At 61.3% G+C, this 11,363-nt stretch carries 8 protein-coding genes; 3 read left to right on the forward strand and 5 right to left on the reverse strand.

Annotated elements, in window-relative coordinates; all coding sequences use genetic code 11:
• Window positions 1-38 precede the first annotated feature (38 nt).
• Window positions 39-3,809, forward strand: coding sequence for a methionine synthase (gene metH, locus ACE04I_RS24165; protein ID WP_137326504.1), 3,771 nt, complete (start codon window positions 39-41; stop codon window positions 3,807-3,809).
• Between the two features lie 30 nt (window positions 3,810-3,839).
• Here metH and ACE04I_RS24170 read toward each other — a convergent pair whose 3' ends face one another.
• The 5 genes from ACE04I_RS24170 to ACE04I_RS24190 form a co-directional block, all read right to left on the reverse strand.
• Window positions 3,840-4,901: an ABC transporter ATP-binding protein gene (locus tag ACE04I_RS24170; protein ID WP_046795259.1), complete on the reverse strand. Its 1,062-nt coding sequence runs from the start codon at window positions 4,899-4,901 to the stop codon at window positions 3,840-3,842.
• Window positions 4,902-4,914: 13 nt separating this feature from the next.
• Window positions 4,915-5,703: an ABC transporter permease gene (locus ACE04I_RS24175; protein ID WP_046795258.1), complete on the reverse strand. Its 789-nt coding sequence runs from the start codon at window positions 5,701-5,703 to the stop codon at window positions 4,915-4,917.
• The gene (locus ACE04I_RS24180) at window positions 5,700-6,575 is read right to left on the reverse strand and encodes an ABC transporter permease (RefSeq protein ID WP_046795257.1); all 876 of its coding nucleotides are present in this window, start codon (window positions 6,573-6,575) and stop codon (window positions 5,700-5,702) included. Before ACE04I_RS24180 ends, ACE04I_RS24175 begins: the two co-directional genes overlap by 4 nt.
• 66 nt (window positions 6,576-6,641) lie before the next feature.
• The gene (locus ACE04I_RS24185; protein WP_046795256.1) at window positions 6,642-7,745 is read right to left on the reverse strand and encodes an ABC transporter substrate-binding protein; all 1,104 of its coding nucleotides are present in this window, start codon (window positions 7,743-7,745) and stop codon (window positions 6,642-6,644) included.
• 133 nt (window positions 7,746-7,878) lie between these two features.
• A complete protein-coding gene (locus ACE04I_RS24190) occupies window positions 7,879-8,769 on the reverse strand; it encodes a MurR/RpiR family transcriptional regulator (protein ID WP_046795255.1) in 891 nt (296 codons plus the stop codon).
• A 169-nt stretch (window positions 8,770-8,938) separates the two neighbouring features.
• On the opposite strand from ACE04I_RS24190, the gene ACE04I_RS24195 reads away from it, so the two are divergent.
• Window positions 8,939-9,709 carry an N-formylglutamate amidohydrolase gene (locus tag ACE04I_RS24195; RefSeq protein ID WP_046795545.1) on the forward strand — a complete coding sequence of 257 codons (771 nt, stop codon included), beginning with the start codon at window positions 8,939-8,941 and terminating at the stop codon, window positions 9,707-9,709.
• A gap of 136 nt (window positions 9,710-9,845) precedes the next feature.
• A complete protein-coding gene (locus ACE04I_RS24200; protein ID WP_046795254.1) occupies window positions 9,846-11,345 on the forward strand; it encodes an amino acid permease in 1,500 nt (499 codons plus the stop codon).
• Window positions 11,346-11,363 lie beyond the last annotated feature (18 nt).

The following is an 11,363-nucleotide window of genomic DNA, read 5'->3' on the forward strand; positions in this document are numbered from 1 at the left end:
GGTTATAGGCGCCAATGGTTTAATGCAGGAGAAGCGCCATGTTCGAGGAACTCTTTGGTCCCGAGGCTGCCCGCCGGGACGGCGCGGAAATTCTGAGCGCTCTCAAGGCGGCCGCTCGCGAGCGCATCCTCGTCATCGACGGGGCGATGGGCACGCAAATTCAGGGGCTCGGCTACAACGAGGAGCATTTCCGGGGGGATCGCTTCGCATCCTGCGCCTGCCATCAGCAGGGAAACAACGATCTTCTGATTCTGACCCAGCCGCAGGCGATCGAGGAAATCCATTACCGCTATGCGAAGGCCGGCGCGGATATCCTTGAAACCAACACCTTCTCCTCGACGCGCATCGCGCAGGCCGATTACCAGATGGAAAATGCGGTCTACGACCTCAACCGCGATGGCGCGCGGCTTGCTCGCCGCGCGGCGTTGCGGGCCGAAAAGGAGGACGGCCGGCGCCGCTTCGTGGCCGGCGCGATCGGCCCGACGAACCGCACCGCCTCGATCTCTCCGGATGTGAATAATCCCGGTTACCGGGCGGTGACATTCGATGATCTGCGCATTGCCTATGGCGAACAGATCGATGGCCTTATCGACGGCGGTGCCGATATCATCCTGATCGAGACGATTTTCGACACACTCAACGCCAAGGCGGCGATCTTCGCCTGCGAGGAACGTTTCGCCGAAAAGGGCATCCACCTGCCGGTGATGATTTCCGGAACCATCACCGATCTTTCGGGCCGCACGCTCTCTGGGCAGACGCCTTCGGCCTTCTGGAGCTCCGTCCGCCACGCAAGGCCGTTCACGATCGGGCTCAACTGCGCGCTCGGCGCGGATGCCATGCGGCCGCACCTGCAGGAGCTTTCCGGCGTCGCCGACGCCTTCATCTGCGCCTATCCGAATGCCGGCCTGCCGAACGAGTTCGGCCAGTATGACGAAACACCTGAGATGATGGCTCGGCAGGTGGAGGGATTCGCCCGCGAAGGCCTCGTCAACGTCGTCGGCGGCTGCTGCGGCTCGACGCCGGAGCATATCCGTGCAATTGCAGAGGCGGTGGCGCCTTACAAGCCGCGCGAGGTGCCGGAGCATAAGTCCTTCATGTCGCTTTCCGGCCTCGAGCCCTTCGTGCTGACCAAGGAAATCCCCTTCGTCAACGTCGGCGAGCGCACCAACGTCACCGGCTCGGCGAAGTTCCGCAAGCTGATCACGGCCGGCGACTACACGGCCGCGCTCGCCGTCGCGCGCGATCAGGTCGAGAACGGTGCCTCGGTCATCGACATCAACATGGACGAAGGCCTGATCGACTCCCAGAAGGCGATGGTCGAGTTCCTGAATCTCATCGCCGCCGAGCCCGATATCGCCCGCGTGCCGGTGATGATCGACAGCTCCAAGTTCGAGATCATCGAGGCAGGACTCAAATGCGTGCAGGGCAAGCCGGTCGTCAACTCGATCTCGCTGAAGGAAGGCGAGGAGAACTTCCTGCGCCAGGCACGGCTGATCCGCAATTATGGCGCGGCCGTCGTCGTCATGGCTTTCGACGAAGCGGGCCAAGCGGACACCTACGAGCGCAAGGTGGAGATCTGCAGCCGCGCCTATAAGATCCTGACCGAGCAGGCGGGGCTTTCGCCGGAAGACATCATCTTCGATCCCAATATCTTCGCGGTTGCCACGGGCATCGAAGAGCACAACAACTACGGCGTCGACTTTATCGAAGCGACCCGCACGATCCGCCAGACCATGCCGCTCGTGCATATTTCCGGCGGCGTCTCCAACCTGTCGTTCTCCTTCCGCGGCAACGAGCCGGTACGCGAGGCGATGCATGCCGTCTTCCTCTACCACGCCATCCAGGCAGGCATGGACATGGGCATCGTCAATGCCGGCCAGCTCGCGGTATATGATAACATCGATCCGGAATTGCGCGAAGCCTGCGAGGATGTCGTTCTCAACCGCCGAGCCGATGGTACCGAGCGCTTGCTTGAGGTCGCCGAGCGTTTCCGCGGAACCGGGGGCAAGGAAGCCAAGGCGCAGGATCTTTCCTGGCGTGAACTGCCGGTCGAGCAGCGACTGTCGCATGCATTGGTCAACGGCATCACCGATTTTATCGATGCGGATACCGAAGAGGCGAGGGTGAAGGCCAAGCGCCCGCTCGACGTCATCGAAGGGCCGCTGATGGCCGGCATGAACATCGTCGGCGATCTCTTCGGCTCGGGCAAGATGTTCCTGCCGCAGGTCGTGAAGTCGGCGCGCGTCATGAAACAGGCCGTAGCGGTTCTGCTTCCCTACATGGAAGAAGAGAAGCGCCTGAACGGCGGTGACCAGAGGAAGTCCGCCGGCAAGGTGCTGATGGCGACCGTGAAGGGTGACGTCCACGACATCGGCAAGAACATCGTCGGCGTCGTGCTCGCCTGCAACAATTACGAGATCATCGATCTCGGCGTCATGGTGCCGGCGACCAAGATCCTCGAAACGGCGATCGCCGAGAAGGTCGACATCATCGGGCTCTCCGGCCTCATCACGCCTTCGCTCGACGAGATGGTGCATGTCGCCTCCGAAATGGAGCGGCAGGGTTTTGACCTGCCGCTCTTGATCGGCGGGGCGACCACGAGCCGCGTTCATACCGCGGTGAAGATCCACCCGCGCTACGAGCGTGGCCAGACCGTCTATGTGACGGATGCCAGCCGCGCCGTCGGCGTCGTTTCCTCACTGCTTTCGCCGGAAATGAAGGACAACTATATCGGCACGATCCGGGCCGAATATGCCAAGGTTGCGGCCGCGCATGCCCGTTCCGAGGCGGAGAAGCAGCGGCTGCCGCTCTCGCGTGCTCGCGACAATGCTCACAAGATCGATTGGGCCGCCTATCAGCCTGTCAAACCGCAGTTCACCGGCACGAAGGTCTTCGAGACCTACGATCTCGAGGAGTTGGCGAAGTACATCGATTGGACGCCCTTCTTCCAGACCTGGGAACTGAAGGGTCGCTTCCCGGCGATCCTGGAAGACGAGAAGCAGGGCGAGGCGGCGCGCCAGCTCTACGCCGACGCCCAGGCGATGCTCGAAAAGATCATTGCCGAAAAGTGGTTCCGGCCGCGCGCCGTCATCGGCTTCTGGCCGGCGAATGCCGTGGGCGACGACATCCGTCTCTTTACCGACGAGAGCCGCGCCGAAGAACTTGCGACCTTCTATACGCTGCGCCAGCAGCTTTCGAAGCGCGACGGACGTCCTAACGTGGCGCTTTCCGATTTCGTGGCGCCGGTTTCGAGCGGCAAGGCGGAATATGTGGGCGGCTTCGTGGTGACCGCCGGTATCGAGGAAGTGGCGATCGCTGAACGTTTCGAACGGGCGAACGACGACTATTCCTCGATCCTGGTCAAGGCGCTGGCCGACCGTTTCGCCGAAGCTTTCGCCGAGTGCATGCATCAGCAGGTTCGCAAGGAGTTCTGGGGTTACGCACGGGACGAGGCGCTGACCAACGATCAGCTCGTCGCCGAGGAATATGCGGGCATCCGTCCGGCGCCGGGCTATCCGGCCCAACCCGACCACACCGAGAAGGCGACGCTCTTCCGCCTGTTGGATGCCACTGCCGCCACCGGCGTGGAATTGACCGAGAGCTACGCCATGTGGCCGGGTTCATCGGTCTCCGGCCTCTATATCGGCCATCCGGAGTCCTATTACTTCGGGGTTGCCAAAGTGGAGCGGGACCAGGTGGCGGACTATGCCAAGCGCAAGGGCATGGCGGTCGAGGAGGTCGAGCGCTGGCTCGGTCCGGTGCTCAATTACGTGCCTTCCGCCGATGACGCAGTGGACGATGCGGCCTGACAACGCTGCGTCGCAAGCCTGAACCGGGGATTAGTCCTCGACGACGAGAAGGTCGCCTGCAGCAAAACGCAGCGTCACCTTCTCGCCCGGAGCAGGTATTATGGCATCCGGCGAGTTGAACATGTCGAAGGAAACCTGGTTGCCGCCGATGTCGATCTTCGTGCGGATGACCGAGCCCAGAAAATGAGAGGACACGACTTCGCCGGCAAGCGCCGTATCGCCCTTGGCATTCGCAGCGATCGAGCCTGCTTCCGGCCGGAGCGCCAGCGAGAGCTTGTCTCCGCTCTTCCTGCCGGCAAGCGATTGGCGAAGCCCGACAAGTTCACCGCCGATCTTCACCGTATCGGCGGCGGGATCGGCCACGGTCGCCTCGATCATGTTCAGCGTGCCGACGAACGAAGCCACGAAGCGGGTTGCTGGGCGATTGTAGATTTCCGAGGGCGTGCCGATCTGGTCGGCGCGGCCGGCGTTCATCACGACGATCCGGTCGGAAATCGACAGCGCCTCCTCCTGGTCGTGCGTGACGAATACGGTGGTGATGCCGAGCTGGCGCTGGATCTGGCGGATTTCCTCGCGCAGCGAGACGCGGATCTTCGCATCGAGCGCCGAAAGCGGTTCGTCGAGCAGGAGCACCTGCGGCTTCGGCGCGAGCGCGCGGGCAAGTGCTACGCGCTGCTGCTGCCCGCCCGAAAGCTGGTAGGGATAGCGGTCCGAAAGATGATCGAGCCGGATCAGCGCCAGCATCTCCTTCACGCGCGCCTCGATCTCCGCCTTCGGCTTGCCCGCCACCTTCAGCCCGAAGGCGACATTGTCGAAGACATTCATGTTGGGAAAAAGCGCATAGGCCTGGAAGACCATGCCGATGTTGCGCTGGCTGGTCTTGAGGTTGTTCTGGTCCTTGCCGTTGATGCTGATCCGGCCGCCGCTCGGCATTTCAAAGCCCGCGATCATGCGCAGCACTGTAGTCTTGCCGCAGCCGGAGGGCCCGAGGAAAGAGATGAATTCTCCCTTCTCGACGGACATGTCGAAATCCTTGACGACCTGCGTAACGCCGAAACTCTTGTTTATGTGGTCGAGAACCAGAAACGACATGCAATGAAATTCCTCAAGTCCGGGCGGGCGCCAGTTTGCTGAAACGGGAAACGAGCTGGAGCAGACCCATCGACAGCCAGGTAATGGCGAATGCGATGATCGCGAGCGCGGAGGGCTCGTAGGCTTTGTTGGCGCCGACAAGCTGCAGATAAGGGCCGAAGGCCGGGCGGTTCAGGAGAGCGGCCATGGTGAATTCGCCCATGACGATCGCGAAGGTGATGAAGGCGCCCGAGAGCACTCCCGACATGACGTTCGGAAATATGCAGCGAAACAGGATGGTCGGCCATTTTGCGCCGAGGCTTTCGGCGGCTTCGGTCAGCGTGCGCACGTCGATCGCCCGCATGGCGGTATCCACGGCGCGGTACATGTAAGGCAGCGAAAGGGTGATGTAGGACAGCACGAGCAGCATGTTCGTGCCGGCGACGGAACCCGTGAAGGGAAGCCAGGACGAGGAATTGTAGAGCCTGAGATAGCCGAAAACGATGACGATCGCGGGGATCACCAGCGGCAGCAGGGTGATGAACTCTACCACCGGCCGAGCTTGGGGAAGGCGCAGCCGCACCCAATAGGCAGTCGGAACCACCAGCAGCATCCCGAAGACGATGGTGAAAAGCGCCATCAGCATGGAAAAGCCGAAGGTCGCGCGAAACTGCATGTCCGAGAAGACGGAGTGATAGGCATCGAAGGAGTAGGCATCGCGGCGCATGCGCATCGAGAACTCGAACGTGCCGATCAGCGGGACGAGGAAATAGAGCGCGCCGATGGCGATAGCAGTCCAGGCGAGTATCTTCTGCGCCTTCATTTCTGCCACCGTTCGGCGCGCATCCGCAGCCAGATGAAGAGGATGTTGGAGATGCCGGTGATGAGGATCATTCCGAGCGCCAGCGCATAACCGAGATTGGGATTGTGGAGAACGTCGCCACGTATCTGCGCGTAGAGAAGGATCGGCACGATGTTGAGCGAGGAACCGGTGAGCGCATACGCCGTGGCGATCGCTCCGAAGGCATTGGCGAAGAGCAGCAGGCTGGTGCCGAGCAGGCTCGGCCAGAGGATCGGCAGTCCCACCATGCGCCAGTATTGCCAGGTCGACGCGCCAAGGCTCTCGGAGGCCTCCCGCCACTCCTTCTTCAACCCATCGAGCGCAGGGGTGAGGATCAGCACCATCAGCGGGATCTGGAAGAACATGTAGGTGATGGTGAGTCCGAAGAAAGAGAGAAGATTGAAGCCGGTGGAATAAAGGTTGAAACCGAACCATTCCCGCAGAAAGACGGTGACGAGGCCGGTGCGGCCGAGCGTGGCTATGAAGGCGAAGGCGAGAGGGACGCCGGCGAAGTTGGATGCCACACCGGAGAAAGTGAGAAGGCCGGACCGGACGAAGGAGGGAAGGCCGCCCAACACGATCGCCCAGGCAAGAAAGAAACCGATGACTGCTCCGCCGAAAGCCGAGGCAAAGGAGACCTTGATGCTGATCCAGTAGGCGCTGAGGATTGTGGGGGTGAAAAGGCCGGTGATGTTCTCGAAGGTGAATTCACCCGCAGAATTGAAGAAGGCTCCCGCGACGAGATAAAGCGTCGGCATGACCAGAAACATCAACGCGAAGATCATGAACGGCGCGATACCCAGCCAATCGATGACGGTGCGGCGGTCGATGAGACGGGGCGAGGCTATGTTCATGCGGTCCGTTTCTGCAGGAGAAGGAAAAGTCCCCCCGCCGATGGCGAGGGGACCGATTGCACGGTGTTACTGGACGTTGGCACCGACGACGCTATCCCACTTGGTGGTGATCGCGGTCTTGCCGGCTTCCTGCTCCGCAAGGGTCGGGAAAACAGCCTTTTCGTAAGCGGCCGCGGGCGGCAGCTTGTCGAGCATTTCCTGCGGAACCTTGCCCTTGGCGACGAGGTCGTTGAAGCGGATAGGGTGGCAATAGCCCTTCAGATAGCCGAGCTGGCCTTCGTCGGAGTAGATGTATTCCATCCAGAGCTTGGCGGCATTCGGATGCGGCGCGAAGGCGGAGATCGCCTGGACGTAGACGCCGGCGACGACACCGGTTTCGGGAACGATCACGTCGAGCGGCGGATTGCCTTTCAGCGTATCGCGCCAGGTGAGGCCGTTATAGTCCCACGCGATGACAATCGGCGTCGAGCCTTGCGCAAGCGAAGCGGACTTACCGATAACCGGGACGAAATTGCCGGCTTTGTTGACCTCCGCGAAGAGGCTGAGTCCGGCTTCCCCAGCTTTGGTTGCATCCTTCTCGCCTCCGGCGATGCCGGCCGCATAAACCGCCTGCACGGCCTGGTTGGAGCCGCGCGGATCGCCTGCAAGTGCAACCGCATTGGCATATTCCGGCTTGATCAGGTCCTTCCAGTCCTTCGGCACCTCCTTGACGATGTCGGTGTTCACAACGAAGGACAGCACGCCGTAATAGTCGCCGTACCAGTGACCTTCGGCATCCTTGGCGTCTTCCGGGATGCTGTCCCAGGTCGAGACCTTATAGGGCTGGATCAGGCCCTCGGCCTTCGATGAGGGGCCGAAGGAGAGGCCGACGTCGATCACGTCGGGAGCCTGCGGGCCGGTATTGCCCTTATTGGCCTTGATGGCTTCGATTTCGTCGCCCGAGCTTGCGTCCGGGTTCAGTTCGTTGACCTCGATGCCGTATTTCGCCTTGAAGCCGGCAATGATGTCGCCATAACCGCACCAGCTATGGGGCAGGGCGATGGTCGTCAGCATGCCTTCCTTCTTGGCGGCTTCGATCAGTTCGGCGCTGGGTTCGGCAGCCGCGAGGCTGGTGGAAGCGATGAGGGCTGCGGTCGTCAGCGACAGCAGGCGTCGGTTGTTCTTGAGCACGGTATCCTCCTAGGGTTCAGGGCGTCTCGGCGCACTCGTAGAGCCGTTTCATGAATGCGATGTGACAGCCAGGTAGGTGAGCATTTTCTCATAAGTTCCCTATTTGGCTGTCGAATTTTACATGCGCATGCGTTTACTCGGAACGGGGCTGGCGGCCCGGTCGGCGGAACAATCGCGTCCGCTCGAACAGGCCTTCCAGCGAATTCATGCGTTCCCGGGTCTCCGTCCATGTGGAGCTTTGTACGGCCTCGATGAGAGCCTCCACGACGAAGAGGGTTATGACGGAGGAATCCCAGGCGGAGGGCGCCTCGATCCGCACCTTGAAGATGTGCTCGGCATGCTTGGCCACGGGCGATGACCAGACATCCGTGAACAAGATGATGACGACGCCGTTGGCCCTTGCGGCTTCCGCGAGCGTCGCCATCTCCTGCTCGTAACGGCGGATATCGAAGATCACCAGCACATCGCCAGCATTCATGTTCAGCACATGCTGCGGCCAGGAACTGGAATTGGTGGAGATCAGCGTCGTCTTCGGGCGGATCACCTGCATATGGGTGAAGAAATATTCCGCAAGCGCGCCGGTGATGCGGCCGCCGACGAAATAGATGCCGCGGTTGCGGTCGCCCAGAAGAGCCGCCGAACCTTCGAAGGTTCTGGTGTCGAGATCGGAGAGCGTATCGCGCAGATTGCCGGTGATGGCATCGGCGAAACGGTTGAGAATGTGCGTGCCCGGCGCATTGGACGCCCAGCGATCATGCTTGGCGATCGGGTTCGAGAGCGTTGCCTCGAGTTCCTGATGCAGATGCGATTGGAACTCCGGATAGCCCTTGTAGCCGAGCTTCTGCACCATGCGCGCGACGGTCGGCGTGGAAACGCCCGCACTCTCCGCAATCGTCGTGATGCTGCCGAGGCCCGACACCGGGTAGTTCTCCAAAATTCGGTCCGCAAGCTGACGTTCAGCGCGTGTGAGGCTTTCGTAACGAGTGCGGATGACATCCGATACGGTACGCGCTGTGGTTGGCACGGAACTGTTCCCTTTCCCGGTCTTCGCCGGTTTGAGAAGATTTAACAATCGTTCCAGCACATGTGTCAATGGCGGCTCTGAAAAGATTTTTTCAGATTTGGATTGACCTTGGCTGAAAGTTGAAGAATTCTCTTCGTTAAGGTTGTTTCAATCATATTCCGAGGCGATCATGCTGGTTCAGTCGGAGTTTTTCACGAAGGCGGACGGTGATCCCGTGGCCGTGGAAAACGCTGACGGGCGCGGCGAGGTGCTGCTGGTTTGCGAACATGCCTCCCGCCGCCTGCCGGAGCGCTACGGCGACCTCGGGCTTTCGCAAGAGGCGCTTGCCTCTCATATCGCCTGGGATCCTGGCGCGCTCGCCGTTTCACGGCTGATGTCGCGCAGCCTCGACGCAACGCTGATCCACCAGCGCTTTTCCCGGCTGATCTACGATTGCAACCGCCCGCCGGAATCTCCCGCAGCGATGCGCGACGTCAGCGAGATCTTCCGCATTCCCGGCAACGAGAACCTGACGGAAGCGGAGCGGTCGCTGCGGACCACCTCGCTTTACCTGCCGTTCCATGGGCGTATCCGCGAGGAGATCGCAGCCAGGCGTGCGCGGGGACGGCCGACGGTGCTCGTTACCGTCCACAGTTTCACGCCGGTCTATTTCGGAAAGCTGCGCGAGGTCGAAATCGGCATCCTGCACGAAAAAGACAGCCGGCTTGCCGATCGCATGCTTGCAGCCGCCGCAGACACGCGTCTCTACCATGTCGCGTGCAACGAGCCCTATGGGCCGGCGGATGGGGTTACGCATACGCTCGAGGTTCACGCCATGCCGGCGGGGCTTCTGAACGTGATGATCGAAATAAGGAACGATTTGATAGCAGACGAAACCGGCCAAGGGGTCGTGGCCGATTTCCTGACAGGCCTGCTGCGGGAAAGTCTCGCAGACGTCTAACGATAAGACCCGGGGAGCAGTGGAAGCTGCGACGCGCATCGACACCGAGAAACAAGCGGGCGGCGTGCGAGATTTTGAGGGGCGTGGTCGGCATTTGACGCCGGCTGCCCGTTTTCTTGGATCAGGAGAGAAGGGCATGGAAAGTTCATCCGCAGGCGTCAGCTACAAGAAGGCTGACGCATCCTATTTCGAAAAGAGGGGCCTCTCGCGCTATGCGGGGGTCTGGTCGCTTTGGGCGCTCGGCGTCGGAGCCGTCATCTCTGGCCATTTCTCCGGTTGGAATTTCGGTTTCGCGACCGGCGGCTGGGGCGGCATGCTGGTCGCCGGCATCATCATCGCCATCATGTATCTGGGGCTCACCTTCTCGATCGCCGAGATGAGCCCGGCATTGCCGCATACGGGGGCGGCCTATTCTTTCGCCCGCACGGCGATGGGGCCATGGGGCGGTTTCATCACCGGGCTTTGCGAAAACGTGGAATACGTGCTGACGCCGGCGGTGATCGTCACCTTCATAACGGCCTATGTGAACTCGATCTTCGGGCTCGATCCCGCCTATTCGCCACTGATATGGATCGTCTTCTATCTGATCTTTCTGGGGCTCAACGTCTTCGGGCTGGAGCTTTCCTTCAAGGTCACGCTGGTTATCACGGTGATTTCGCTGGCGGTGCTGGTGTTCTTCTGGATCAGCGCCATTCCGAGCATGGATTTCTCACGCTGGGCCCTGAATGTCGGCGTCGGTCCGGATGGCGCGGCGGTGGAACTGCCGGAAGGCAATGGCGAATGGTTCCCCTTCGGCTTCTCCGGCGTGCTCGCAACGCTGCCTTTCGCCGTGTGGCTGTTCCTGGCCATCGAGCAGCTTCCGCTTGCGGCCGAGGAGTCGGTCGATCCCAAGCGCGATATGCCGAAGGGCATCATCCTCGGCATCATCACGCTGATGATCTCCGCCTTCATGATCGTGCTCCTGAATCCTTCCGTGCCGGGTGTCGGCTCCTTCCATCTCGGTTCCTCGCTGGAACCGCTGCTGGACGGCTTCCGGGCGATCTACGGCGACAGCGGCGTCGTGCTTCTCGGCCTCGTGGCGCTGACGGGTCTCATCGCCAGTTTCCACACGATCCTCTACGCACAGGGCAGGCAGATCTATTCGCTGTCGCGGGCAGGTTATTTCCCGACGGGGCTTTCCGTCACCCATTCCTCCTACAAGACGCCTTATGTCGCGATGATCACGGGTTCCGTGGTCGGGCTGGCGGTCATGCTGGCGATCTGGTTCGGGCTCGGCGCGGAACAGGGCGGCAGCATCATCGGCAGCGTGCTACTCAACATGGCTGTGTTCGGGGCGATGTTCTCCTACATCATGCAGGGGATATCGTTCATCATCCTGCGCAAGAAGCTGCCCAATATCGAGCGGCCCTTCCGCTCGCCGCTCGGCATACCGGGAGCCGTCTTGACGATCATCATCGCGATCGTCACCCTGATCTACCAGGTACAGGATCCGAATTTCTCGAAGGGGGTTCTCTGGGTTGCCATCTGGTTTGCGATCGCGATCGCCTATTTCGCGGTCGTTGGGCGCCACCGCCTCATCCTCTCCCCGGAGGAGGAGTTCGCGATGGAGCACAAGCAGGCGGCTTCGCTCGTCTAAGGCCGAATGGAGGGGGGG

Source organism: Rhizobium moroccans (genome assembly GCF_057559155.1).